Below are 25,034 nucleotides of genomic sequence, written 5' to 3'. Positions count from 1 at the left end.
GCCCAGCCCGAACCCGTACCCCCCGCCCGCCGACCAGCCGAACCCGTACGCCCCGCCCGCGGACCAAGGCAACCCCTACGCGCCGTCGGCGGACCAGCAGAACCCGTACGCGCCGTCGGAGGCCCCCAGCGCCTTCGCGCCCGCCGAGCAGGCCTATCCCACGGCCGAGACCGGCCCGAACGTCCCGTACCCCCCGCCGGACGGCCAGCAGCAGTACTTCGGCCAGAGTGCTTTCGCCCCGCAGCAGGCCGATCAGCAGGCCGGTCAGCCGTTCACGGGCTTCTCGGGCCAGGAGTACGCCACCCCGCAGGCGTACCAGGAGCCCGAGCCGCCCGTCGACCCTCGCTCCCAGCAGCTCATGGACGCCTATCAGCAGGCGGAGACCTACCAGCACTCCTCGCCGGGCACCCAGTCCGAGCTGCGCGTGCCCGACTACGCGGGGCAGCCGCCCAGGGCGTACGACGACCCGTTCGGTCATCCGCAGCAGCCCCAGCAGCAGAGCGGCGGGTACGAGCCGCAGCAGGGTCAGTACCAGCCCGGCCACCAGGTGCCGTCGGGGGACGCGACGATGCGGCTCGACCCGTCGTCGTTCGGACCGGACTCCTTCGGTGGCGACCAGCGCCGTCCCGGGGACGACCCGATCGACCCGACTGCCATATACACCCCCAATGAGCCACGCAGGTAACGGACCGGCAATGAACGGCTAGAGAGAAGGTGGGCCACGGGCGGTCGTCTATCCCGCCCTGGTACGGTTCGGACCGCTGACAGCGTTGAACAAGCCTGGCTGACGCCGCGCGCATATGGGTGTCGGCCGGGTGCGAACATCACATGCCAAGCACACCGGGGCGAGATCTGGTCTTTCCCCGGATACCTGCATGCCGCTTGACGTCACGCACGGCACGCGCGTGTAATTACAACCATGTTGTTACGCCTTCCAGTGGGTGGGTAATAAGGAAGGCGTCCATGGGGGGCTCCATTGCGGGCGGGCGGCAGGGAGGTGTGCAGTGACCGATCCGGTCATCGCACAGGATCAGCTTGACGCTGAAGAACTCGGATGGCAGGAGCGCGCCTTGTGCGCGCAGACTGATCCGGAGGCGTTCTTCCCGGAGAAGGGCGGCTCCACCCGAGAGGCCAAGAAGGTCTGCCGATCGTGCGAGGTCCGTGCCGAGTGTCTGGAATATGCACTCGAGCACGATGAGCGGTTCGGCATCTGGGGTGGGCTGTCCGAGCGGGAACGCAGACGGATCAAACGCCAGGCCGTTTGAGAGATATGGGCGAGGGGGTCACGCGGGCTGCCGTGTGGCCCTTTTTCGCATCTCTTGCAGGGGTTCGCCTGTAGGGTGGGCGCGCGTGATCAACCCCCAGGAGTCACCCGCCCATGGCACGTCCCTACGTCACCGCGATCGTCGTCGCTCACGACGGCGGGCGCTGGCTCGGGGAGACGCTGCAGGCTCTGGCCGGGCAGAGCCGCAGACCTGACCGCGTGGCGGGCGTCGACAACGGCAGCAGGGACGGCTCCGCCGATCTGCTCGTCCAGACGCTCGGCCGCGGCAACCTGATCTCCCTGCCTCGTTCCACCGGTTTCGGCGAGTCCGTGGCGGCGGCGCTGGAGAGGTCGCCGTCCGCGGGGCCCGACGAGTGGATCTGGCTGCTGCACGACGACTGCGCTCCCGACCGGCGGGCGCTGGAGGCGCTGCTGGTGGCCGCGCAGCACCACCCCAAGGCGGCGGTGCTCGGCCCGAAGCTGCGCGACTGGCTCGACCGCAGGCGGCTGCTCGAAGTGGGCGTGACCGTGGGCCGCACCGGGCGCAGGGACACCGGGCTCGAACCTCGCGAGTTCGACCAGGGGCAGCACGACGGTACGCACGACGTGCTCTCGGTGTCCACGGCGGGCATGCTGATCCGCCGGGACGTGTGGGAGCAGGTGGGCGGGCTGGACCCGTTCTTCCCGCTGTTCCGTGACGATCTCGACCTGTGCTGGCGGGTGCGCAACGCCGGGCACCAGGTGCTGAACGTCACCTCGGCCGTGGCCTGGCACGCCGAGGCGGCGGCGCGCAGGCGGCGGCGCATCACGGTCAGCGGGGACCATCCACGCAGGCTCGACAGGCGTAACGCGATCTTCGTGGTGATGGCCAACCTGCCGTTCGGCGCGATGCTCTGGGCGCTGCTGCGGAACGTGGTCGGCTCGGCCTTCCGCACGCTGCTGTTCATCGTGAGCAAGCAGCCCGCGAACGCGCTGGACGAGATGGTGGCCATGGGGTCGATCCTGGTGCACCCGTTCCGGCTGCTCAGGGCCCGCCGGGCCCGCCGCCCTCCAGGCAACCGCCAGAGCCGAAAAAAGGCATATATCCGCATCAAGCGGTTGATGACCCCTCGCGGAGCGGCCTGGCGGCGGCTCACCGACATGGTCCAGAGTTTCCTCGCCGGCCAGGCCCCCGTCGACTCCGCCGGCCGCCACCACCACTCCACCGCTGAGGAGGAGGACGAGCTCCCGCCGCCGGACACCGGCGCCGTCAAACGTTTCCTCAGCCGTCCGGGCGTCGTCCTCCTGCTCGCGCTGACCGCCGTCTCGCTGGCCGCCGAGCGTTCCCTGCTCGGCGGCGAACGGCTCGGCGGCGAACGGCTCGGCGGCGGCGCCCTGGTGCCCGTCACGGGAGGCGCGGGAGACCTGTGGGCGTTCTACACCGAGAGCTTCCACGACGTCGGCCTCGGCTCAAACGCCTGGGCACCCCCGTACGTCGCCGTGCTCGCCGCCCTGTCCACACTCGCGCTCGGCAAGACGTGGCTGGCCGTCTCCGTGCTGCTGCTCGGCTCGGTGCCGCTGGCCGGCGCCTCGGCGTACCTCGCCACCCGGCACATCATCCCGGCGGTGCCCGCACGGGCGTGGGCAGCCGGGACGTACGCGCTGCTGCCCGTCGCGACCGGCGCCATCGCGGCCGGGCGGCTGGGCACGGCCGTGGTGTTCGTGCTCCTGCCCCTCTACGCGTCCTTCGGCACGGTGCTGTTGTCCGGCGAGCGCCGCCGCGCCCGCCGCGCAGCCTGGGGGCTCGGGCTGCTGCTCGCCGTGGGCACGGCGTTCGTCCCGCTGGTCTACCCGCTCTTCGCCGTGCTCGGCGTGCTCGCGGCGGTCGCCTTCGGCGGCGTGCGGCGCGGGGTCGTGACCTCCATGGCCATCGCCCTCGCCGTGCCGCTGGCGCTGCTGCTCCCGTGGCTGGCCTCCCTGGTCACCGACCCGGGCAGGATCCTCCTGGAGGCCGGGCTGCACGATCCGGCCCTGGCCGATCCCGTGCTCGCCCCCGAGTCGCTGCTCGCGCTCAGCCCCGGCGGGCCCGGACTGCCGCCGTTCTGGGTGACGGCCGGCCTGGTCACGACCGCGCTCTCCGCGCTCCTCATGCGCCGCCAGCGCATGATCGTCGCGATCGGGTGGGGCATCGCGCTGTACGGGATGCTGGCCGCGATCCTGGTCAGCCGCGTCACCGTCGAAGGGGCGCGGGCGTGGCCGGGGGTGCCGCTGGCGTTCGCGGGCACCGGGCTGCTGGTCCTCGTGGGACTGACCGCCCACCGCCTGGCCGAGCTGCGCGCGGGAGGCGGGCTGCGCAAGCTCGGCGCGACGGCCGTGGTGGCGGTCGCGTTCAGCACGCCGCTGCTGGCCGCGGGCTTCTGGGTGGTGAACGGCGTACGAGGGCCGCTCGTGGGCGACGCGCCCGACGTGCTGCCCGCGCTGGCGGCGTCCTACTCGAAGAACGGCGAACGCACGCTCGTGATCGAGGGCTCCGCCTTCACCGTGCTGCGCGCCCGTACCCCGCTGATCGGCGAGGCGGAACTGCCCGTCGACTCCGATGCCCGCACCCGGGTGAGGACGGCGGCCCAGGGCCTGGCCGGCGGGCGCGGCGGCGACGCGGCCACGCTCGCCCAGCACGGCATCGCCATGGTCGCGGTGGCGCCCCCCGTCTCGGCCGAACTGGCGAAGAGGCTCGACTCCCAGCCGTCGCTGCAGCGCATGAGCCTGTCGGACGCGGGTGGGCTGTGGCGTCTGACCGAGCCGGTCAGGCGCGTGCCGGCCCAGCCCGGGAGCGCCCTCCACACGCCGTGGTTGTGGGCGCAGGGGGCGCTGGTGCTGGTGGCGGCGCTCATGGCCGCGCCGGGGCGGCGTCCGTCCGAGGGCGTCGAGTCGTCGTCCGTGGCACTGGCGGGTGCGTGATGAAGGCGTTCGTGGAGAACAGGTTCGGCCTGCTGGCGCTGGTCGTCGTCGCCCTGACGGCGATGTACGGGGCCGCGTACGTCACCAGGCCGGCGCCCCTGCCGCCCCCGCCCGCGGGCCCACGGAAGGTGGCCGTCGAGTCGGTCACCGCCGTCTGCCCCGGCACGAAGGGCGAGCAGGTCGACGTCTACCTGCCCGACACGCTCAACCGCGAGAAGATGGACGCCGGCCCGTACGTCACCAAGGGCCCCGGCGCGCTGGAGGCCGGCTACGTCACCCGCACCACCAAGGGCGCCGGGCGTGGGCTGGCCGGGGTGCGCTGCACCGAGCCGAGCCCGGAGACCTGGCTGGTCGGCCCCGGCCCCGCGGACGCCGACGTGCGTCTCCACCTCGCCAACGCCGACAAGGCGCCCGCGCTGACCGACATCCAGGTCCACGCGGCGGAAGGGGTCGTCTCCGGGGACAAGGGGATCGGGCTGGAGATCGCGCCGGGCGAGCACAAGGAGATCGACCTCAAGACGCTCGCCCCCTCGGCCGACATCATGGCCGTGAGCGTCACGACCGTCTTCGGCCGCGTGGCCGTCGCGGCCAGGACGACTCTCGACACGGGCGGCGTGGACTGGCTCCCCGCCGCCGCCCCGCCCTCGACGCGCGTGGTCGTCCCCGGCATCCCCGGAGGGGGCGGGCGCAGGCAACTGCTGGTCGCCGCGCCCGGCGAGAGCGACGCCGCCGTACGGCTCAAGGCGGTGAGCGAGGACGCCGAGTACGTGATGAAGGGCCGCGAGACCCTGGACGTGCCGGCGGGCAGCGTGGCCGCCCTCGACGTCACCACGGGCGTCGGAGGCTCCTCGGCCGCCCTCGTCCTCACCTCGCCCGTTCCGATCGTGGCCGGCCTCGTCGCCACGGGCACCGGCAGCAGCTCCGACGTCGCCTTCACCGCCGGGACGCCCTCACTCGACCTGGGCAGCGCGGTGGCCGGCAACCGCGCGGGCTCCCGCCTGGTCCTCACGGCGCTCGGAGGGCCCGGCAAGGTGCGGGTGCGGGAGGTGCCGGACGGCGACGCGTTCGACGTGGAGGTGCCTGCCGGGCGTACGAAAAACGTCAAGCTCAAGGCGAAGGGGAACTTCGCCGTGGTGGTCACGCCCGTGTCGGGGGAGGTCTATGGAGCACGGGTGGTGGAGGAACGCCTGAAGAGCGGCCTGCTGCTCACGGCCCAGCCGCTGTCGCCCGCCCGCATGTGGACCCTCCTGCCGCCCCTCACCGACACCGCCCGCGTGGTCGTGCCCTGAGCCGGCAGTTCAGCCGCGGTCGTCGTAGCCCGGGTCGACCGTCTCAGGGGCCAGGCCGAGCAGCGTGGCCACCTGCTCCACGACCGTGTCGTGCACCATGGCCCCCAGCGTGTCGCGGTCGCGGGCCCGCGCCTCCAGGGGACGCCGGTAGACCACGATCGAGGCGGGGTTGGGGCCGGCGGCGACGTCGGCGCGGCCGAACGGGATCGGGTCGGAGCTCAGCTGCGGCCCGTCGCCCAGCTCGCTGAGCGGCGGCACCTCCTCGACCGCGAACTCCACCGCCGACAACTGGCGCTCCCACCGGGGCCTGAGCCGGTCGACCGCGTCGAGCACGAGGTCGTCGAAGCGCTCGCTGCGGGACTTGGCCATGGGGACGTGGGAGGGGGCGAGCGGGCCGCGAAGACCGCGACCGTGGCGATCGCGCCGCCTGGGACCGCGCCTGTGAGTCACGCAAACCAGTGTAGGGGGGCCTGTGGGCGGTGCCGGGGAACGGCGTCACCTGTCCACGACGGATGGTTTCGCCCGGGAACGCGGGAAACCTTCGGGCTCGACCCGGTCCCTGGCGGGGAAATCGGTGGAAAGGCTGCGACAGGTGTCCGAATTGTGGCGACACGCTCGTTAAGAGTGCTCAGATAGTGGCGCCTCGCACTCTTACCAGATACGGTCCCTCCGTGAGCCCCGTCCGCCGCTGTTCCCGCACCGCCTGCAGCCAGCCTGCCGTCTTCACGCTCACGTACGTATACGCCGACTCGACCGCTGTTCTCGGCCCCCTGGCGACGTACGCGGAGCCACACTGTTATGACCTGTGCGCCGAACACGCCGAGCGGCTGACCGCTCCCCGCGGCTGGGAGGTGGTGCGGCTGCCGACGGACGGCGCCTCGCCCAGCTCCGACGATCTCGAGGCGCTGGCCAACGCGGTCAGGGAGGCGGCGCGGCCCTCGCCGTCGGGCGGGGGTGAGCCGGTCGGCCAGGGCGTCGAGGTCGGCAGGCGCGGGCACCTGCGCGTTCTCAGGTCGGCCCAGCAGCACCGCGACCGGTAGGCTCGTTTCAACGGAGGAAACGACCAAGGGCGGAGCTGGAGAGTGGGCGATCTCGCCAAGATCTTCAAGGCGTACGACGTTCGCGGGTTGGTTCCCGACGAGTTCGACGAGCCGATCGCCGAGGCCGTCGGGGCGGCCTTCGTCGAGGTGACGGGCGCCGGGTCGGTCGTGGTGGCCCACGACATGCGCGAGTCGTCCGTGCCACTGGCCGAGGCCTTCGTCCGCGGGGCGCGTTCGCGCCGGGCCGACGTCGTGCACGCCGGACTCGGCTCCACCGACCTGCTCTACTACGCGAGCGGCAGCCTCGGGCTGCCGGGCGTGATGTTCACCGCCAGCCACAATCCCGCCCGCTACAACGGCATGAAGATGTGCCGGGCCGGCGCGGTGCCCATCGGCGGCGACACGGGCCTGAGCCAGATACGCGACCGCGCGGCCGAGCTGGTCGGCGTGACCGCCACGCCGGTGGGGTCGCTGATCGAGAAGGATCTGCTGCCCGGCTACGCCCACCACCTGCGCACCCTGGTCGACCTGACCCGCATCCGGCCACTCAAGGTGGTCGTCGACGCGGGCAACGGCATGGGCGGGCACACCGTTCCCTCCGTGTTCGACGGGCTGCCGATCGAGCTGGTGCCGCTCTACTTCGAGCTGGACGGCGACTTCCCCAACCACGAGGCCAATCCGCTGGAGCCACAGAACCTTCTCGACGTGCAGCGCGCGGTCGTCGACAGCGGCGCGGACATCGGGCTGGCCTTCGACGGCGACGCCGACCGGTGCTGGGTGATCGACGAGCGTGGGGCGTCCGTCTCGCCGTCGGCCGTGACCGCGCTGGTCGCGGTGCGCGAGCTGGCCAAGGCGCCGGGCGCGACGATCATTCACAATCTGATCACGTCCCACGGCGTGCCCGAGATCGTGCAGGAGCACGGCGGGGTCCCGGTGCGGACGCGGGTGGGGCATTCGTTCATCAAGGCCGAGATGGCCCGCACGGGCGCGGTGTTCGGCGGCGAGCACTCCGCCCACTACTACTTCCGCGACTTCTGGTTCGCCGACTCCGGTCTGCTTGCCGCGATGCACGTGCTGGCCGCGCTGGGCGAGCAGGACCGGGCGCTGTCCGAGCTGGTCGAGGTCTACTCGCGCTACCACGCCTCCGGCGAGGTCAACAGCGCGGTCGCCGACCAGGGTGAGGCGCTGCGGCGGGTGCGGGAGGCGTTCGCGGGCCGGGGCGAGTTCGACGAGGTCGACGGGCTGACCGTGACGGGATCCGGCTGGTGGTTCAACCTGCGGGCCTCCAACACCGAGCCGCTGCTCCGGCTGAACGCCGAGGCGGCCGACGAGACCGAGATGACGGCGATCAGGGACGAGGTCCTCGCCATTGTGGGAAAGGTGTCGAAGTGAAGATCGACGACTGGCTGCTCGAGATCCTGGCCTGCCCGGCGTGCAAGGCCCCCCTGCGTGCCGAGACCGAGGCCGAGGAGCTGACCTGCACCGGGTGCGGCCTCATCTACCCGGTCCGGGACGACATCCCCGTTCTGCTCGTCGACGAGGCCAGGAAACCGTGACCTGGGAGCCGGAGCGGCTCGATGACCAGCGGCATCTCAGCGACGGCGACCCCGGCGGCATGCTGCCCGCGGTCGCCGCCGCCGCGGCTCACGTACGCACCGGCTACCGCAGCGCCGTCGAGGCCCGTGTCGACCGCCTGGCCGGGATGGGGCGCCCGCGCGCCGTCGTGGTCGCGGGCATGGGCGGCTCCGGCATCGCGGGTGACATCATGGCGGCGGTCGTCGGCAACGGCGCGCCGCTGCCGATCATCACCCTGCGCTCCTACCAGCTCCCCGGCTGGGTCGGCGCCACCGACCTGATCATCGCCGTCTCAGGCTCGGGCGACACCGAGGAGACCCTGGCCGTCGCCACCCAGGCCGTGCGGCGCGGGTGCACGCTGCTGGGCGTGGGCGCGCCGGGCTCACCGCTGGAGGCGATCGCCACCCAGGCGTCGGCGGTCTACGTGCCGGTGCCGGTGAGCGGGCAGTCCAGGGCCAACGTGTGGCTGCTGACCGTGCCGCTGATCGTGGCGGCCGCCGCGCTGCGGCTCGTGCCGGCCGACCAGGAGCTGTTCGAACGGGTGGCCACGGCGCTGGAGGACATGGCTCACCGGTGCCGGCCGTCCAGCGAGTCGTTCGTCAACCCGGGCAAGTCGCTCGCGCTGGATGTGGCCGAGAGCCTTCCGGTGGTCTGGGGCTCGTCGGCCGCGGCGTCCGTGGCGGCGTACCGGCTGGCCTGCCAGCTCAACACCAACGCGAAATATCCCGCAATCTACGGCGAGCTGCCCGAGGCGGGGCACGGCCAGGTGGCGACCTTCGACGGGCCGATGGCCGAGCGCGACATCTTCGCCGACGCCCCCGCCCACGCGCTCAGGCTGGTGGTGCTGCGCGACGTCGAGGAACACCCCCAACTGACGCGTCAGCGCGAGGCTTCGCTGCGACTGGCGCGCGAGCGCGACGTTCCGGTGACCGAACTGGCGGCGGAAGGCACGCACCCGCTGGAACGCATGGCCTCGCTGATCCTGCTCGGCGACTACGCGAGCACCTATCTGGCGCTGGGATATGCCATTGATCCGAGCTCCGTCTCGGCGATCAGTGAGCTGAAGGCCCGGATTTCGCAATAGGATCCCCTTCCAGGCCTTTATTACATGATCTTATGAGTGGAGAAGACCGGTGAGCGCGAGCGGCGGAACCAAAGCGATCATGGCGGCATTGGTCGCTAACTTGTCCATTGCCGTGGCCAAGTTCGTAGCGGCGTTCTTCACCGGGTCGTCGTCGATGCTGGCCGAGGGCATTCACTCGGTCGCCGACTCGGGCAACCAGGTGCTGCTGCTGGTCGGAGGCAAGCGTGCGGCCCGCGCCAGCACGAAGGAACACCCGTTCGGCTACGGTCGCGAACGCTACTTCTACGCGTTCGTGGTGGCCGTGGTGCTGTTCGCGATCGGCGCGCTCTTCTCGCTGTACGAGGGCTATCACAAGCTGAGCCACGCCGAGCCCCTCACGTCGCCCGCCTGGGCGTTCGGCGTGCTGATCTTCGCGATCATCGCTGAGATCTTCTCGTTCCGCACGGCCATCAGAGAGGCCAACCTGGTGCGCGGCAGGCAGGGGTGGATCGCGTTCATCCGCAGGTCCAAGTCGCCGGAGTTGCCGGTCATCCTGCTGGAGGACCTGGGCGCGCTGCTCGGCCTGATCTTCGCGCTCTTCGGCGTGACGATGGCCGTGGTGACGGGCAACCCCGTCTGGGACGCCATCGGCACGCTGATGATCGGCGTCCTGCTCGCCGTCATCTCGGTCGTGCTCGCCGTGGAGACCAAGTCGCTGCTGGTCGGAGAGGGCGCCTCGCCCGAGGTGGAGGAGCAGGTCCGCCGCGCGCTGGAGAGCGCGCCCGAGGTCGACCGCATCATCCACATGCGCACGCTGCACCTCGGCCCGGAGGAACTGCTCGTGGGCGCCAAGATCGCGGTCTCGCACGACGAGACGGCCGGTGAGGTGGCGCGCGGCATCGACGAGGCCGAGCAGCGCATCCGCGAGGCCGTGCCGATCGCCCGGGTCATCTACCTGGAGCCCGACCTCGACCGATCCCGCACGCCCGCGCCCTGAGCGCCGCCCGGCCGGGTACGCCCGCCTGCTGGGCGCCGTCCGGCTGGATACGCCCGCCTGCTAGGCCCTGCCCGGCCTGGGCCGGTCCCGCACACCAGCCTGCTGAGCGCCGCCCGAGGGGCGCAGCAGTCGCAGGGCCTTCTCCTTCTCGAAGTCGAGGGCCCTGCGCGGCACCTGGATGCGCCCGATCCGCACCCCGAGGTCGCGTACGGCCGCCGCCACGGCGGGCTCGCTCAGCACCCGCAGGGCGAACGCCAGCTCGGCCGGCGACACGTCGAACCGTTTCTCCAGCTCGACGCCCTGCGCCACGGCGGCCAGCTCCTCGGGGCCGAACCGCCGGTGCGCCCCCTGCTCCCGCACAGGCGGCAGCAGACCGAGTGCCTCCCGGTAGCGGAGCATTCGCGGGGACATGCCGAGCCGCTTGGCGGCTTCCGTGATGCGCATCCTTACATTCTTACGTCAGTTTCACCCCTCTTGGCGTGCGTCGCCGTACGAACGGTGCCTAGACTCGTCGGCGACAACCCATCAGTGACGCGAGGGGAAACCCGATGGACTTCAAGGTCGCAGACCTTTCACTTGCCGACTTCGGTCGTAAGGAGATCCGGCTCGCCGAGCACGAGATGCCCGGCCTCATGGCCGTGCGCCGCGAATACTCGGACACGCGACCTCTGGCGGGCGCGAAGATCATGGGCTCCCTGCACATGACCATCCAGACCGCCGTCCTCATCGAGACGCTGGTGGCGCTCGGGGCCGAGGTCCGCTGGGTCAGCTGCAACATCTTCTCCACGCAGGACCACGCCGCCGCGGCCGCGGTCGTCGGCCCCGACGGCACCGTCGACGACCCGAAGGGCGTGCCGGTGTTCGCCTGGAAGGGCGAGACCCTCGAGGAATACTGGTGGTGCACCGAGCAGGCGCTGACGTGGCCTGACGGCAGCGCCCCCAACATGATCCTCGACGACGGCGGCGACGCCACGCTGCTGGTGCACAAGGGCGCTGAATACGAGAAGGCGGGCGCCGTGCCTCCCGCCACCGCCGACGACCCCGAGGAGTGGCACGTCATCATCGACGTGCTCACCCGCACGGTCGGCGCCGACAAGAAGTGGACCAGGATCGCCGAGAACATCAAGGGCGTCACCGAGGAGACCACGACCGGCGTGCACCGCCTCTACGAGATGCACAAGAACGGCCAGCTCCTCTTCCCGGCCATCAACGTCAACGACTCGGTCACCAAGTCGAAGTTCGACAACAAGTACGGCTGCCGCCACTCCGTCATCGACGGCCTCAACCGTGCCACCGACGTGCTCATCGGCGGCAAGGTCGCCGTGGTCTGCGGCTACGGTGACGTCGGCAAGGGCTGCGCCGACGCGCTGCGCGGCCAGGGCGCCCGCGTGATCGTCACCGAGATCGACCCCATCTGCGCGCTCCAGGCGGCCATGGACGGCTACCAGGTGACCACGCTGGACGAGGTCGTCGGCATCGCCGACATCTTCGTCACCGCGACCGGCAACTTCAACATCATCACCGCCGACCACATGGCGCGGATGAAGCACCAGGCGATCGTCTCCAACATCGGCCACTTCGACAACGAGATCGACATGGCCGGCCTCGCCAAGCTGCCCGGCATCAAGCGCAACACCATCAAGCCCCAGGTCGACGAGTGGGTCTTCGCCGACGGCCACACGATCCTCGTGCTCGCCGAAGGCCGCCTGATGAACCTCGGCTGCGCGACCGGCCACCCGAGCTTCGTCATGTCCAACTCGTTCACCAACCAGGTGATCGCCCAGATCGAGCTGTTCACCAAGACCGCCGACTACCCGACCGACGTCTACACGCTGCCCAAGCACCTCGACGAGAAGGTCGCCCGGCTCCACCTCGACGCCCTCGGCGTCAAGCTGACCGAACTGACCAAGGAGCAGGCCGCCTACATCGGCGTGCACGTCGAGGGCCCGTACAAGCCGGACCACTACCGGTACTGATCGGGGCCGGACGCTGGAACTGCTCGGCTGTCCGGGAGCTTCTTGAAAGCTGCTCGGCTGTCTTGGGAGCGGCTCTTCTCCGTGTCACCGACGCCCCGAGGGGACTCCCCCTCGGGGCGCTTCAACCCCATCTTTTACGGCAGGCCAAGTCACCCGCACTCGCCGACGCCGCTTCCGTCCGTCATGGCCGGTCGTGAAGGCTCACGGGACTCTCGCCGTTACGAGCGCGTTCTTGGCCGTCTTCTTCGGTTACAGGTGAGCCATGGACGTCTGGCAAAGCGGTGAACGGCAGATCTCGTGGGCAGCGCGTTCGATGCCGGTGTTGACCGCGATCGGTGAGCGCTTCGGCCTGGAACGGCCCTTGGACGGGTTGAAGATCGCGGCCTGCCTGCACGTCACCGCCGAGACGGCCGTGCTCATGGGCGCGCTGAAGGCGGGCGGTGCCGAGATCGCGCTGGCCGCCTCCAACCCGCTGTCGACGCGGGACGACGTGGCCGAGGCGTTGCGCGCGTACGGGATCGCGGTGCACGCGCGGGCCGGCGTGGACCGGCCGACCTACTACCGGCACATTCACCAGGCGCTCGATCTTGGGCCGGATCTTGTGCTGGACGACGGCTGCGACCTGGTGAACATCCTGCACACCGAGCGCACCGACCTGCTCGACGGCGTCAGCGGCGGTTGCGAGGAAACGACCACGGGGATCATCAGGCTGCGACAGATGACGGCGGAGCAGGCGTTGAGGTTCCCGGTCGTGGCCGTGAACGACACGCGTACCAAGCGCATGTTCGACAACCGTTACGGCACCGGGCAGTCGACGCTCGACGGGATCATGCGGGCCACCAACATCATGCTGGCGGGTCGCACGGTGGTGGTGGCCGGGTTCGGGTTCTGCGGGCGCGGGGTGGCCGAGCGGGCCAAGGGCTTCGGCGCCCGGGTGATCGTCACCGAGATCGACGCCGTGAAGGCGCTCGACGCGACCCTGCAGGGCTACGAGGTGCGGCCGATGGCGCAGGCGGCGCTGCTCGGCGACCTGTTCATCACCGTGACCGGCAACCGCGACGTGATCAGGGCCGAGCACCTGGCCGCGATGAGGGACGGCGCGATCCTGGCCAACGCGGGACACTTCGACGTGGAGATCGACGTGCGGGCGCTGGACGAGCTGGCCGTCGAGGTGATCAGGGGCGTGCGGCCGAACACCGACGAGTACGTCATGCCCGACGGCCGGCGGCTGCTGCTGCTCGCCGAGGGCCGGCTGGTCAACCTCACGGCCGCCGAGGGGCACCCGGCCGCGGTCATGGACATGTCGTTCTCGGCGCAGGCTCTGGCCGTGGCGTGGCTGGCCGGGGAGCGGGCCCGGCTGGAGCCCGGCGTCTATGACGTGCCCGCGGAGATCGACCACGAGGTCGCCAGGCTCAGGCTGGCCGCCACGGGCATCGGCATCGACGAGCTCACGGACGAGCAGGAGGACTACCTGCACTCCTGGCGCGTCGGCTCCTGAGGGGTGGCGGGCCTGCGCCCGTGCGGCGGCTGCCGGGGGGCGTGGTCACAGCGCGGTCCGCATCTCCCGCATGCGTCCGATCTCGGCCATCTGGGTGACGCTCACGTCGCCGGCCAGTTCCTCGATCTTGATGTGGGAGCCGCTGGTCAGCACCTTCTCCGACATCGTGATCGCCCCCTGGTGGTGGGCGATCATGAGCTGCAGGAACATCCGGTCGAAGTCCTTGCCCGTCGCCGCCCGCAGCGCCTCCAACTTCTCCGGCGTGGCCATTCCCGGCATGCCGTCGTGCGCCGCGTGGTGGTCGGGCACCTTCTGTTCCTGCTCCCGCAACCAGGTCGTCATGTACTGGATCTCGGGTGCCTGGGCGGCCTTTATCCGGTCGGCCAGGCCCTTCACCTTGGCCGACTGCGCCCTGTTCGGGGCCAGCAGCGCCATGTCCAGGGCCTGCCGGTGGTGGACGATCATGTCCTGGACGTAGGTCACGTCGGCGGCGTTCGCGGTGGGGGAGGGCACCGCGGTGGCGGCCTCGGCCGGTGAGAGCGTCCTGTCCTGTTCGCCTGGCCGGCCGGGAGCGATCACGGGTGCGGTCGAGTCGGCTCGCGGCGCCTGTGGCGTCGTGCTGGAGCTGCAGCCGGTGAGGGTGGCGACCGTGGCCATGACGACAATGAGCGCGGCGCGCACCCAGCCTCCCTGACGAACGTGGCGGAGAATGCGCACTCTAAGTCATGAACCGAAGTTAGGAAAGGGGGCGAACCGGAACAAAATTTGACACGTTGGACGCTGGTCAACAGCGGTGATTAGAGCGACCATAACGGAGGTTTATGCCCCCTTTATCGGAGGTCCCCGAGTGTTCACCCGCCGCAGGGTCCTCATCCTGGTCGCGGCCCTGGCCGCGCTGGCCGGCACCACTCTGCCTGTCCAGGCTGCGGACATACCGGCTCCTGGCGAGATCGTCATGAGCCCGAACATCAAGCACGTCACTAACGTGCCCAAACCCGAGGCCCTGGCCGACATCCACACGGACATGGCCTTCCAGGGCGACTACGCGTACGTCGGGAACTACTACGGCTTCTCGATCTACGACATCCGCAACCCGAAGCGCACCTCGCTCGTCAGCTCCGTGGTCTGCCCCGGCGGGCAGATGGACGTCAGCGTCCATGGTGACCTGCTGTTCGGCTCGGTCGACTCCTCACGTAACGACGACTCGTGCAACAGCACCTCGCAGCCCGCGTCCGTGAAGGAGTCGTGGGAGGGCGTACGCATCTTCGACATCTCCGACAAGGCGCACCCGAAGTACATCAAGGCCGTCGAGACGAACTGCGGCTCGCACACGCACACCCTGGTCCCCGACCGGTGGAAGCGCAACGTCTACATCTACGTCTCCTCCTACGGCCCGAGCGACGCGTTCCCCGACTGCGCGACGCCCCACGACCTCATCTCGATCATCAAGGTGCCGCTGCGCGACCCGTCCGCCGCCTCGGTCGTCGCGACGCCCAACCTGTTCCCCGACGGCGGGTACCCGGGCAAGCAACTGCCCTATCCCGAGGGTAGGTCCGCCACGACGGGCTGCCACGACATCACCGCGTACCCGGAGAAGGGCGTCGCGGCGGGCGCGTGCATGGGTGAGGGCGTTCTGCTCGACATCCGCGACCCCGAGCGGCCCAGGGTGACCGCGACCGTGCGCGACGAGCGGAACTTCGCCTTCTGGCACTCGGCCACGTTCAACAACGAGGGCACGAAGGTCATCTTCACCGACGAGCTCGGGGGCGGCGGCGCGGCCACCTGCAACGAGGCCATCGGGCCCGAGCGGGGCGCCAACGCCTACTACGACATCGTGCGCGGCCGGCTCGTCTTCAGGAGTTACTTCAAGATCTCCCGGCACCAGGACGACAGCGAGAACTGCGTCGCCCACAACGGTTCGCTGATCCCCGTCAAGGGCCGCGACATCATGGTGCAGGCGTGGTACCAGGGCGGTATCTCGGTGGTCGACTTCACCGACTCGGCGCATCCGGAGGAGATCGCCTACTTCGAGCGCGGCCCCGACAACACCGCGCCCGCGCTGAGCGGCGGCTTCTGGTCGGCCTACTACTACAACGGGCACATCTACGGCTCCGACTTCAACCTGGGCCTTGACGTGCTGAAGATCAACGACTGGCGTACGAACCGGGCGAACGGCGTCAAGATGCGCGAGCTCAACGCGCAGACCCAGACGTCCTACCCCGAGCGCGGCCACGGTCATCACTGATGACGGGACGCCGCGTTCCCGCCGGTATCCGTACGAAGGAGGCATTCCGCATGTCCAGCCCGCGCCGTGTCCTCGCGATGGCCGGGGCGGCCGTCGCTCTGCTGCTCACCGCGTTACCCGCGACCGCCAGTGACATCCCGCCGCCCGACGCCGTGGTCACCAGCCCCAACGTCACCCACGTCAGGAACGTCCCCAAACCGGACGCCATCGCGTCGTCCATCAACACCGACATCGCCTTCCAGGGCGACTACGCCTACGTCGGCAACTACGGCGGCTTCTCCATCTACGACATCAGGAACCCCAAGAAGGCCAGGGTCGTGAGCTCCGTGGTCTGCCCCGGCGGGCAGATGGACGTCAGCGTCTACGGCGACCTGCTGTTCGCCGCCGTCGACAGCTCACGCAGCGACGACTCCTGCGCCAGCACCGACCGGTCGGCCGCCGAGAAGGACGCCTGGGAAGGCGTACGCATCTTCGACATCTCCAACAAGGCCAGGCCGAAGTACATCAAGGCGGTCGAAACGGCCTGTGGCTCCCACACGCTGACCCTGGTACCGGGCAAGGGGCGCGACCGGCACAAGAACGTCTACGTGTACGTCTCCTCGTACCTGCCGGCGGCGAACTTCCCCGACTGCCAGCCGCCGCACGACAAGATCTCCATCATCAAGGTGCCGCTGCGCCACCCGCAGGCCGCGCACGTCGCCGCCACCCCGGTCGTCTTCCCCGACGGCGGCAACGAGGACCAGCCCGGCCTGCTCATCCCGACCACCGGCTGCCACGACATCACCGCGTACGCGGAGAAGGACATCGCGGCGGGCGCGTGCATGGGCGACGGCGTGTTGTTCGACATCTCCGACCGGCTCGACCCGAAGGTCACCGCCAGGACCACGGACCCCAACTTCGCCTTCTGGCACTCGGCGACCTTCACCAACAACGCCAGGAAGGTCGTCTTCACCGACGAGCTCGGCGGCGGCGGCGCGGCCACCTGCAACGAGGCCACCGGCCCCAACCGCGGCGCCGACGCGATCTACGACATCTCCAACGGCCAGTTCGCGTTCAAGAGCTACTTCAAGATCTCCCGGCACCAGGACGACAGCGAGAACTGCGTCGCCCACAACGGTTCGCTGATCCCCGTCAAGGGCCGCGACATCATGGTGCAGGCGTGGTACATGGGCGGGTTGTCGGTCTGGGACTTCACCGACTCCGCCAACCCGAGGGAGATCGGCTTCTTCGAGCGCGGCCCCCGCTCGGACGGCGGTGGCGGCGGCATCTGGTCGGCCTACTACTACAACGGCTACATCTACGCGGCCGACTTCCACGAGGGCTTCGACGTCATCAAGATCGACGACCGGCTCACGAACAGCGCCAAGCACGTTCGTACCGACCGGTTGAACGTGCAGACGCAGGAGTCGTACCGCAACGGCTGGTGGCACTGATCCGAAGGCTCCGCGCCGCCTCGGCGACCCTCGCGGGTCACTGGGGCGGCGCGAACCCGCCCGGGGTCGCCTGGGGCGGCTCCGGCGCGGGCCCGGCCGGCGGCGGGCCGGGCAGCGGCCGCGCAGCCGCCGGAGGAGGCGCCGGAGGAGGCGCCGTGTAAGGGCCGGGCCGCGCAGCCGCCGGAGGGGGCGGGCCGTAAGGGCCCGGCTGCGGAACCGGCGGGGGAGGACCTGGCTGCGCGTACGGGCCATGCGGCACGCCGCCGTTCCCCGCCCGCTGCGCGAACCTGGCCTGCTCCCTGCGTCGGCGCTCGGCCAGCACGGCGCTCAGATACGCGTACGGCGGCGTCCCGGCGGGCGCCGCGGGGGAGACGAAGGAGGCCACCTGGGTCGAGACGCGCACGCCCATCTCGTGCTGCACCTGCGGCGACAGGTCGGGCCAGCGCAACAGGTATTGCCTGGCCGCCTGCGCCACGTCGTCGGGCAACTGGGAGAGCTCCAGCGTGGTCGCCCAGCTCGCCAGCGGCGGCGGCATCATGATGACCTGCCCCGTGTCGCGCGGAGCCCGGTCGGAGATCACGATGGTGCCCGCGAACACGTCGCCCAGCCGCTTGCCCCGCTGCGAGACCAGCGAGGCGATCAGCGCCGGTGCCCCGGCGAGCACCCAGAACTCGACCAGCCCGGCCAGCCCGCGGAACAGCGCCTGCCGGAAGCGCTCAGGGCTGCCGTCGTCGCTGACCACCCGGAGCCCGAGCGCCAGCTTGCCGAGGCTGCGGCCCCTGGTGAGGGACTCGAAGATCACCGGATAGCCGATCATCACCAGCACCAGCAGTACGATCATGACAGCGCTGAACATGGCCATGTCGGTGACGCCGGCGAACGCTCCTAAGAGCGCGTAGGCGCCGACCATCGCCGTGAACTGCACCGCCAGGTCAATGATGATCGCCAGCGCCCGCGAGGGCATCTGGGCCACCCGCACTTCCACGACGACGGCGTCGCCGGTCACAACCTCCGACATAAGTGGAGCCTAACGGCTATGTCGCGGTGATTGAGCGGCCAGAATGTTCGGGTGGACATTGATGCTTTCGTCGCGGCGCACCGCCCCGTGTGGGACCGGCTCGACTACCTGGTGCAGAACCGTTCGTCGTTGACGGGCGCCGAGGTCGACGAACTGGTCGACCTCTATCAGCGCGTCTCGACGCATTTGTCCATCATGCGCTCCTCGTCGAACGACCCGGTGCTGGCCGGGCGGCTGTCCGCGCTGGTGGCCAGGGCCAGGTCCGCGGTGACCGGCGCGCACACGCCGGCCTGGCGGGAGCTGGTGAGATTCTTCACGGTGACGTTCCCCGTGGTGGCCTACCGGGCGCGGTGGTGGTGGCTGGCGAGCTCGGCCGCGTTCCTGGTCGTCGCGTTCGTGATGGGTGCGTGGGTGGCGAACAACCCCGGCGTCCAGGCCGCCATCGCCAGCCCCGAGGAGATCACCCAGCTGGTCGAGGAGGACTTCGCCGACTACTACTCGGAGAACCCGGCCGCGTCCTTCGCCAGCCGCGTGTGGTTGAACAACGCCTACGTCTCGGCGTTGATGATCGCGTACTCGGTGCTGCTGGGGCTGCCGATCCCGTACGCGCTCTACGCGAACGCCGAGAACGTCGCCGTCTCGGGCGGCCTCATGGCTTCCAGGGACAAACTGGACATCTTCTTCGGTCTCATCATGCCGCACGGGCTCCTGGAGCTGACCGCGGTGTTCCTGGCGGCGGCCGTCGGCATGCGCCTGGGCTGGACGGTCGTCGACCCAGGACCGCGCAAGCGGGTCGAGGCGCTGGCCGAGCAGGGCAGAGCCGTGATGAGCGTGGCGCTCGGGCTCGTCGTGGTGCTGTTCGCGTCGGGGCTGATCGAGGCGTTCGTGACGCCGTCGGGGCTGCCGACGTGGGCGCGTGTGGGCATCGGGGTGCTCGCCGAGGTGGTCTTCCTGACGTACGTGATCGTCTTCGGCCGCCGGGCGCTGGCGCAGAACGAGACCGGCGACCTCGAACGCGCCCCCGACGTGGCCCCATCGGCGTGATCACCCCGGGCGCGCAGAGGCCGCCCGCGGCCCGCAGCGCTCGGAGGCGTGGCGTTCAGCGTCCAGAGGCGCCCTGACCGCCCGCCCGCAGTGCTCAGAGGCGGCCCGCGGCCTTCAGCGCCAGGTACGCGTCCGCGAGCGCGGGCGCGATGTCGTCCGGAGCCGCGTCGACCACCTCGACCCCGTGCCGGCGCAGTCTCGCCGTGATGCGCCTGCGCCCGAGCTGCGCGTGCTCGGCCGCCGCAGCGTCATAGACCTCCTCGGCCGAGTCGCGGCGGCCAGCCATGGCCGCGACCAGCGGATCGGACACCCCGGCGACCAGCACCAGGTGCCGCGCAGACAACTGCGGCAGCACCGGCATCAGCCCCTCGTCCAGCGCAGCCGGGTTGAGGTCCGTCAGCAGGACGACCAGGCAGCGCCGCTTGGCCCTCGACAGGATGGCGGCCACCATGCCCTGCGAGTCGGCCTCGACCAGCTCCGCCTCGATCGGCGCCATCGCGTTGACCAGCGACGACAGCAGCTCGGTGCGCGACTCCCCGCTCACCCACGCGCGTACCGCCCGGTCGTAGGCCAGGAAGTCCACCTGGTCGCCGGCTTTGGCGGCGAGGGCGGCCAGCAGCAGCGCCGCGTCCATCGACCAGTCGAGCCGCGGCCAGCCCGGCGAGGGCCGCGAATCCCGCCCGGCGGCCTGCTGAGCCAGCAGGCCGCCGCCGTTGCCCGCCGCGCCCGCCAGGGGGATCGGCGCGTCACCCACCCGGCCCGCCGACGTGCGGCCGGTGTCGAGCACGATCAGCACGCGGCGGTCGCGTTCGGGACGCCAGGTGCGCACCACGACGTCGTGGCGGCGCGCGGTCGCCCGCCAGTCGATGGAACGGACGTCGTCGCCCACCACGTATTCGCGCAGCGAGTCGAACTCGGTGCCCTGCCCGCGCACCAGCGCGGGGTGTTGCCCGTCCAGCTCGCGCAGCCTGGCCAGCCTGGAAGGCAGGTGCTTGCGCGACAGGAACGGCGGCAGCACCCGCACCGACCACGGAGCCTGATGGCTGCCCTGGCGGGCGGCCAGGCCGAGCGGTCCGACCGAACGCACCGCGACCGCCACGGACGCCCGGTCGCCGCGCCTCGTCGGATCGAGCGTCACGACGATCTTGCGCCGCTCGCCGGCCGGTACGTCCAACCGGGCGAGGCGCGGCGAGGCTCCGGCGGAGGGCGGCCAGGCGTCCCTCAGCACCCCGCGTACGCGCCGGGCGCCGGGGTTCTCCACCACCAGCTCCACCGTGGCCCGCTGGCCCAGGCGCATCAGGGTCTCGCCGGAGCGGTGGAACCTCAGCGGGCGCACCGCCCCCGCGAACACCAGGTCCACGATGATCGCGGCGGCTAGCAGCAGGCAAACCCCGGCCAGCGCGGGCCCCGGCAGGGGCGCGAACATCACCACCAGGATCCCGATCGCCGCCACCAGCCCGGCACGTCCCGTCAGCGCCATCAGTCGCTCACCCTCCTCACTCGCTGCGCGGCTGCGTCGGGTTGGCTCAGCGCCATTGGTCGCTCACCCTCCTGTCAGCGGGGGACGGGGACGGAGGCGAGGATGCCGTCGAGCAGGCCGTCCGCGGTGGTCCCTTCCAGCTCGGCCTCGGGCCGGAGCTGGACGCGGTGCCGCAGCGCGGGCCTGGCCAGCGCCTTCACGTCGTCGGGCGTGACGTACTGGCGCCCGGACAACCACGCCCACGCCCGGGAGGCCGCGAGCAGGGCGGTGGCGCCGCGCGGCGAGACGCCGAGCTGCAACGCCGGCGAGCTCCTGGTGGCGCGGGCGACGTCGACGATGTAGCCGAGCACCTCGGGAGCCACGTGCACGGCGGAAGCCGCCTCCCGGCCCGCCGCCAGGTCGGCGGCCGTGGCGACGGCCTTGACCTCCGACAGGTCGCGCGGGTCGAAACCGCGGGCGTGCCGGTCGAGCACCGAGATCTCCTGCTCGCGCGGCGGCAGCGGCACGGTCAGCTTGACCAGGAACCGGTCGAGCTGCGCCTCGGGAAGCTGGTAGGTGCCTTCGTACTCGACAGGGTTCTGGGTGGCGCACACCACGAACGGGTCGGGCAGCGCCCTGGCCGCGCCCTCGACGCTGACCTGCCGCTCCTCCATCGCTTCGAGCAGGGCTGCCTGGGTCTTCGGCGGGGTGCGGTTGATCTCGTCGGCGAGCAGCAGGTTGGTGAAAACCGGGCCCTCGCGGAACTCGAACCGCGCGGTCTTCGCGTCGTAGATCAGCGACCCGGTCACGTCGCCCGGCATCAGGTCGGGCGTGAACTGCACCCGCTTGAAGTCGAGCGACAGGGCCGCCGCCAACGTACGCACCAGCAGCGTCTTGGCCACGCCCGGCACGCCTTCGAGCAGCACGTGGCCCCGGCACAGCAGCGCGATGACCATGCCCGTCACCACAGCGTCCTGCCCGACCACGGCTTTGGACACCTCGGTGCGCAACGCCGCCAGCGCCTGCCTCGCCGAGTCGCCGGAACTCGTCACGCGGTAGGTCTCGTCAAAGTTCACTCAACTGCCTTTCGATCATGTCCAAGTATCCGGCCAGTTCCACGAGCTGGGCGTCGTCCGTCGGCGGCGGCCCGTACAGTGCCGCGCCGAGACGGTGCGGGTCCTCCACCGTGCGGGCGGCGAGGGCCGGGACGACCTCCTGCGGCCCCGCGCCGTGGCCGAGCCCGAGCCTGGCCGTGAGCCGGTCGATCGTGCCCGCGCGCAGCGCGGACGCCGCGCGCTCCCTGGCACGTCTCGCCCGGTAGAGCCTGCCACGCCCCTCGACCGTCTCGGAGGCCCTGACGACGACGGGCAGCTTCTCCACCACCACCGGCCCGAGCCGCCTGCCCCGCCAGAACGCCGCCAGCGCCACGGCGATGATCGCCATGTAGATGGTCCAGCGGATGTTGCCGGGCATCAGGTCGTACATCGACTGGCCCTGCTCACCCGGCAGCTCTCCGGGCGGCGGGTTCTCCGGCGGGACCAGCCAGGTCACGGGCTTGCCGGTGCTGAGGAGGTTGAGCGCGAGAGCCGCGTTGCCGTCCTCGGCCAGTCGCTGGTTGGTCATGAAGCCGCCGTCGCCGACGACGGTGGTGACGCCCCTGCCGTTGGAGTAGCTGACCAGCGTGTGCCCGTCGCCGGCCGGGTAGCAGCCGGTGGAGCCCGGCGGCCCGCGCAAGACGACGCCGCCCATGTGGGCGCTCCCCGCGGCACGGGCGGCGGGCAGCGGGCATTCGGGGTCGCGCGAGCGGGGGCGTGCGGGCTGGGCCTGCGTACGCACTTCCGGGGCCAGGGCGGCCAGACCGAAGACGTCGCCGACGATCAGCCGATCGCCGGGGAGCCGGGCGAGGGGGCGCTCGTCGACGTACGTCTGGGCGGTGATGAGCAGCAGGCGCTCACCTGTGGCGGCCTTGTCGACGGCGGCCTGGGCGGAGTCGACCCGGTCGACGGTGACGCCCCGGACGCGCAGCAGCTCGGCCAGGGCCTTCGAGCCCATCAGCGACGTGTCGTCGGGGTCGAGGGGACGGGCGGGGCCGCGGCTTCCGCCGAGCAGCACGCTCGTCACCCCCGCGAGCACGATGAGCGCGCCCATCAGCACGATGAGCCGGTTCGCGCGCCAGGTGGAGCGGGGAGTCGGGGAGGTCGGCCTGGACCCGTCGGCGGCGGGAGGGCTCGTGGTCACGCTCATGAGGCGCCTCCGACGCCCGTCCACGGGCCCGCGCCGGGCGCGACGGCCGTCTGGGAGGCGATGGGCACCGGGCGGGCCTGGCTGACGCGGTCGTCAAGGTCGGCCATCCGCGTGTAGGCCTCGCGCGTGCCCGGCACGCCGCCGTAGGTGACGTCGTCGAACGAGCGGGCCGCCATGGCCAGCTCGTCCGCGAAGTCCGGCAGGGAGACGGCGGCCTCGGCGGCCAGCTCGTCGGCCGTGCGCCCGGGCATGCCGTCGACGAGCGCGCGCTCCTCCAGGTCGCGGGCGACGGCCCGGAGGCGTTCCTGGAGGGCGGGGGCCCACTGCTCCTCGGCGGCCAGCCGTTCCGCCGCCTGCCGGTGCTCGGCCGCGCTCATCGTCCGCCGGCCGAACAGCGCGCCCACCGCCGGCGCGTTCCTGCGAGCGGACCTGCGCAGCTGCCACGAGATCAGCACGATCACCCCGAGGATGATCAGTACGATCACCACGGACGCGATGACGCCGCCGGCCGGGCCGCCGCCCACGGTGGCGTCGACCAGGTCGCCGAGGAACTGCATGACCCATCGGTAGACCCGGTCCGGCAGCGACTCCGTCTCGTAGGCGGGGTCGAGCAGCTCGCGCGCGGCCTGCCGCGCCGCCTCCTCCCTGTCGATCGGGCTCACGATCTGGCGGAGTTGGACGGGTGCCACAGCTCGTCGGCGGAGGCGTGCACCCAGCCCTGGCGCTGCTGCTCGATGGCCGCGGTCTGCAGGACGAGGTCGAACGCCTCACTGCGCATGCGGCGGTCGGCGTAGAGGAGACCGGCGACCCCGGCCTCGAACGGATAGGCGAACATGGCGCTCAGCGTGCCGCCGATGGCGATCAGCACGGCCGACACGGCCGTCGTCGCCGCCGAGCCCGCGCCGAACATGCCGAAGAGCGTGCCCGCGATCGTGAACGGCACCGACAGGATGCCCGCCACGAGCCCCACGAGCAGCGAGGTGAGCAGCAGGATGCCGAACACCCGCCAGAAGTCGCCGGTCACCAGGTGCCACGAGCGGCGCATGGCGTCGAGAGGGCTGCGCCCCTCGAGGACCACGGCGGGCGAGGCGAACGCGAAGCGGGTCCTGATGATCAGGTAGTAGGCGATGTACACGATGATGAACAGGATGCTCATCGCGGCCAGCCAGCCGATGTCGCCGGCGGAGGCGTTGAGCGAGAAGACCACGACGAGCATGACGAACACGAGCGCGGGCACCAGCATGAACGCGGCCATCAGCCCCACCACGCCGAACAACGCCGGCATCCGGCCCTTGACCAGTTGCCAGGACTCCCCGGCGGTGAGCTTGCCGCCGAAGACCGCCCGGCCGAGTATGCGGGTCAGCACGCCGGTCAGCAGGGTGACCGCGACGAACTGGATGGCGTAGGAGATCAGGGTGCCGCCGTACTGGGAGGCGAAGCCGTACAGGCCGGTGAGCTCGGCCTGTGCGGTGCTCACGTTGGCGGGATCGGCGAGCGCGCCACCCACCGAGTTGAGCAGGAAGGCCTGCCCCACCGCGAGCGGCACCGACGCGAGCAGTGCGGCGATGGCCGACAGGCCGAGCACGGCCTTCGGGTTGGACCTGATGAGTTTGATCGTGCCGTCGAGCAGATCGCCGAGTTGCAGGGGACGCAGCGGGATGATGCCGGGCCGCAGCGCGGGCGGTGGCTGCATGGCGCCGTAGACGGGCTGGGGATGCTGATGGGGCGGATATGGTGGCTGGGGCCCCGGCCCGTAAGGCCGCTGTTGTGGTGGTTGCTCCCCGTGGGGAGCACCGTGCGGAGCTTGCTGGTGCGAACCCGGCGCGGTCCACGGGGAGGCCGGCGGGGCGCTGTAGGGCGGGGGCTGCTCGGCCGACCAGCCTGATGGCGTCTCGGGCGTGGGACCGTGACCGTCTGACATATCCCCAATCCTGGCATGCTGGGCGGGAACT

Annotated in this window: 22 protein-coding genes and 1 pseudogene; 14 read left to right on the top strand and 9 right to left on the bottom strand. The window is 71.1% G+C overall.

Annotated elements, in window-relative coordinates:
- The 4 genes and pseudogenes from GUY59_RS14040 to GUY59_RS14025 form a co-directional block, all read left to right on the top strand.
- Positions 1–685, top strand: a pseudogene (locus GUY59_RS14040) (hypothetical protein); the annotation flags it as partial.
- Between the two features lie 319 nt (positions 686–1,004).
- Entirely contained in the window at positions 1,005–1,265 is a 261-nt protein-coding gene (locus GUY59_RS14035; RefSeq protein ID WP_020546325.1) for a WhiB family transcriptional regulator, read from the top strand.
- 113 nt (positions 1,266–1,378) lie between these two features.
- On the top strand, positions 1,379–4,201 hold the full coding sequence (locus GUY59_RS14030) for a glycosyltransferase (protein ID WP_138203463.1): 2,823 nt from the start codon (positions 1,379–1,381) through the stop codon (positions 4,199–4,201).
- A complete protein-coding gene (locus tag GUY59_RS14025) occupies positions 4,201–5,490 on the top strand; it encodes a DUF5719 family protein (RefSeq protein WP_138203465.1) in 1,290 nt (429 codons plus the stop codon). The genes GUY59_RS14030 and GUY59_RS14025 overlap by 1 nt, the downstream gene beginning before the upstream one ends.
- 9 nt (positions 5,491–5,499) lie before the next feature.
- Here GUY59_RS14025 and GUY59_RS14020 read toward each other — a convergent pair whose 3' ends face one another.
- Positions 5,500–5,940 (bottom strand): metallopeptidase family protein, encoded by a 441-nt coding sequence (locus GUY59_RS14020; RefSeq protein ID WP_330849162.1) that lies wholly within the window; start codon positions 5,938–5,940, stop codon positions 5,500–5,502.
- A gap of 221 nt (positions 5,941–6,161) precedes the next feature.
- Between GUY59_RS14020 and GUY59_RS14015 the strand changes: the two genes are divergently transcribed.
- From GUY59_RS14015 to GUY59_RS13995, 5 genes are read left to right on the top strand one after another with little or no spacing between them, the layout of a single operon-like run.
- Positions 6,162–6,530 carry a DUF3499 domain-containing protein gene (locus GUY59_RS14015; RefSeq protein ID WP_132337802.1) on the top strand — a complete coding sequence of 123 codons (369 nt, stop codon included), beginning with the start codon at positions 6,162–6,164 and terminating at the stop codon, positions 6,528–6,530.
- Positions 6,531–6,572: 42 nt separating this feature from the next.
- Positions 6,573–7,922 carry a phosphomannomutase/phosphoglucomutase gene (locus GUY59_RS14010; protein WP_138203469.1) on the top strand — a complete coding sequence of 450 codons (1,350 nt, stop codon included), beginning with the start codon at positions 6,573–6,575 and terminating at the stop codon, positions 7,920–7,922.
- The gene (locus GUY59_RS14005) at positions 7,919–8,086 is read left to right on the top strand and encodes a Trm112 family protein (protein ID WP_138203471.1); all 168 of its coding nucleotides are present in this window, start codon (positions 7,919–7,921) and stop codon (positions 8,084–8,086) included. The genes GUY59_RS14010 and GUY59_RS14005 overlap by 4 nt, the downstream gene beginning before the upstream one ends.
- Positions 8,083–9,189, top strand: coding sequence for an SIS domain-containing protein (locus GUY59_RS14000; protein ID WP_138203473.1), 1,107 nt, complete (start codon positions 8,083–8,085; stop codon positions 9,187–9,189). The genes GUY59_RS14005 and GUY59_RS14000 overlap by 4 nt, the downstream gene beginning before the upstream one ends.
- Positions 9,190–9,238: 49 nt before the next feature.
- Positions 9,239–10,165, top strand: a complete 927-nt coding sequence (locus tag GUY59_RS13995; RefSeq protein ID WP_138203475.1) for a cation diffusion facilitator family transporter — start codon at positions 9,239–9,241, stop codon at positions 10,163–10,165.
- 60 nt (positions 10,166–10,225) lie between these two features.
- Here GUY59_RS13995 and GUY59_RS13990 read toward each other — a convergent pair whose 3' ends face one another.
- Positions 10,226–10,609, bottom strand: coding sequence for a MerR family transcriptional regulator (locus GUY59_RS13990; RefSeq protein WP_138203477.1), 384 nt, complete (start codon positions 10,607–10,609; stop codon positions 10,226–10,228).
- A gap of 104 nt (positions 10,610–10,713) precedes the next feature.
- Between GUY59_RS13990 and ahcY the strand changes: the two genes are divergently transcribed.
- Positions 10,714–12,141, top strand: coding sequence for an adenosylhomocysteinase (ahcY, locus tag GUY59_RS13985; protein ID WP_138203479.1), 1,428 nt, complete (start codon positions 10,714–10,716; stop codon positions 12,139–12,141).
- Positions 12,142–12,403: 262 nt separating this feature from the next.
- Complete coding sequence (locus GUY59_RS13980) at positions 12,404–13,639, top strand: adenosylhomocysteinase (protein ID WP_132337814.1); 1,236 nt, start codon at positions 12,404–12,406, stop codon at positions 13,637–13,639.
- 45 nt (positions 13,640–13,684) lie between these two features.
- Here the strand turns inward: GUY59_RS13980 and GUY59_RS13975 are convergent, their stop codons facing one another.
- Positions 13,685–14,320 (bottom strand): DUF305 domain-containing protein, encoded by a 636-nt coding sequence (locus GUY59_RS13975; protein ID WP_171055486.1) that lies wholly within the window; start codon positions 14,318–14,320, stop codon positions 13,685–13,687.
- A 166-nt stretch (positions 14,321–14,486) separates the two neighbouring features.
- On the opposite strand from GUY59_RS13975, the gene GUY59_RS13970 reads away from it, so the two are divergent.
- Entirely contained in the window at positions 14,487–15,884 is a 1,398-nt protein-coding gene (locus GUY59_RS13970; RefSeq protein WP_138203481.1) for an LVIVD repeat-containing protein, read from the top strand.
- A 50-nt stretch (positions 15,885–15,934) separates the two neighbouring features.
- Positions 15,935–17,317 carry an LVIVD repeat-containing protein gene (locus tag GUY59_RS13965; RefSeq protein ID WP_132337818.1) on the top strand — a complete coding sequence of 461 codons (1,383 nt, stop codon included), beginning with the start codon at positions 15,935–15,937 and terminating at the stop codon, positions 17,315–17,317.
- A gap of 37 nt (positions 17,318–17,354) precedes the next feature.
- Here the strand turns inward: GUY59_RS13965 and GUY59_RS13960 are convergent, their stop codons facing one another.
- Positions 17,355–18,335, bottom strand: coding sequence for an RDD family protein (locus GUY59_RS13960; RefSeq protein WP_171055487.1), 981 nt, complete (start codon positions 18,333–18,335; stop codon positions 17,355–17,357).
- Positions 18,336–18,386: 51 nt separating this feature from the next.
- On the opposite strand from GUY59_RS13960, the gene GUY59_RS13955 reads away from it, so the two are divergent.
- Positions 18,387–19,379: a stage II sporulation protein M gene (locus tag GUY59_RS13955; protein ID WP_132337822.1), complete on the top strand. Its 993-nt coding sequence runs from the start codon at positions 18,387–18,389 to the stop codon at positions 19,377–19,379.
- Positions 19,380–19,473: 94 nt separating this feature from the next.
- Here the strand turns inward: GUY59_RS13955 and GUY59_RS13950 are convergent, their stop codons facing one another.
- From GUY59_RS13950 to GUY59_RS13930, 5 genes are all read right to left on the bottom strand, one after another.
- A complete protein-coding gene (locus tag GUY59_RS13950; protein WP_138203485.1) occupies positions 19,474–20,859 on the bottom strand; it encodes a DUF58 domain-containing protein in 1,386 nt (461 codons plus the stop codon).
- A 74-nt stretch (positions 20,860–20,933) separates the two neighbouring features.
- Complete coding sequence (locus GUY59_RS13945) at positions 20,934–21,914, bottom strand: AAA family ATPase (RefSeq protein WP_165959898.1); 981 nt, start codon at positions 21,912–21,914, stop codon at positions 20,934–20,936.
- The gene (locus GUY59_RS13940; protein ID WP_201760846.1) at positions 21,904–23,082 is read right to left on the bottom strand and encodes a DUF4350 domain-containing protein; all 1,179 of its coding nucleotides are present in this window, start codon (positions 23,080–23,082) and stop codon (positions 21,904–21,906) included. Before GUY59_RS13940 ends, GUY59_RS13945 begins: the two co-directional genes overlap by 11 nt.
- Positions 23,079–23,744: a DUF4129 domain-containing protein gene (locus GUY59_RS13935; protein WP_138203487.1), complete on the bottom strand. Its 666-nt coding sequence runs from the start codon at positions 23,742–23,744 to the stop codon at positions 23,079–23,081. Before GUY59_RS13935 ends, GUY59_RS13940 begins: the two co-directional genes overlap by 4 nt.
- Positions 23,741–24,775, bottom strand: a complete 1,035-nt coding sequence (locus GUY59_RS13930) for a glycerophosphoryl diester phosphodiesterase membrane domain-containing protein (protein ID WP_236667140.1) — start codon at positions 24,773–24,775, stop codon at positions 23,741–23,743. The genes GUY59_RS13935 and GUY59_RS13930 overlap by 4 nt, the downstream gene beginning before the upstream one ends.
- Between the last annotated feature and the right edge of the window lie 259 nt (positions 24,776–25,034).

This window comes from Nonomuraea sp. K271 (assembly GCF_009908215.1).
GTDB lineage: Bacteria > Actinomycetota > Actinomycetes > Streptosporangiales > Streptosporangiaceae > Nonomuraea > Nonomuraea longispora.
This window is presented reverse-complemented; position numbering and strand designations above follow the sequence as displayed.

Bases quoted from the DNA above. Each gene is read 5' to 3' on its own strand.
- GUY59_RS13960 (WP_171055487.1), bottom strand. From the start codon at position 18,335: ATGTCGGAGGTTGTGACCGGCGACGCCGTCGTCGTGGAAGTGCGGGTG.
- GUY59_RS13940 (WP_201760846.1), bottom strand. From the start codon at position 23,082: ATGAGCGTGACCACGAGCCCTCCCGCCGCCGACGGGTCCAGGCCGACC.
- GUY59_RS13980 (WP_132337814.1), top strand. From the start codon at position 12,404: ATGGACGTCTGGCAAAGCGGTGAACGGCAGATCTCGTGGGCAGCGCGT.
- GUY59_RS13930 (WP_236667140.1), bottom strand. From the start codon at position 24,775: ATGCAGCCACCGCCCGCGCTGCGGCCCGGCATCATCCCGCTGCGTCCC.
- ahcY (WP_138203479.1), top strand. From the start codon at position 10,714: ATGGACTTCAAGGTCGCAGACCTTTCACTTGCCGACTTCGGTCGTAAG.
- GUY59_RS13950 (WP_138203485.1), bottom strand. From the start codon at position 20,859: ATGGCGCTGACGGGACGTGCCGGGCTGGTGGCGGCGATCGGGATCCTG.
- GUY59_RS13990 (WP_138203477.1), bottom strand. From the start codon at position 10,609: ATGCGCATCACGGAAGCCGCCAAGCGGCTCGGCATGTCCCCGCGAATG.
- GUY59_RS14025 (WP_138203465.1), top strand. From the start codon at position 4,201: ATGAAGGCGTTCGTGGAGAACAGGTTCGGCCTGCTGGCGCTGGTCGTC.
- GUY59_RS14030 (WP_138203463.1), top strand. From the start codon at position 1,379: ATGGCACGTCCCTACGTCACCGCGATCGTCGTCGCTCACGACGGCGGG.
- GUY59_RS13965 (WP_132337818.1), top strand. From the start codon at position 15,935: ATGTCCAGCCCGCGCCGTGTCCTCGCGATGGCCGGGGCGGCCGTCGCT.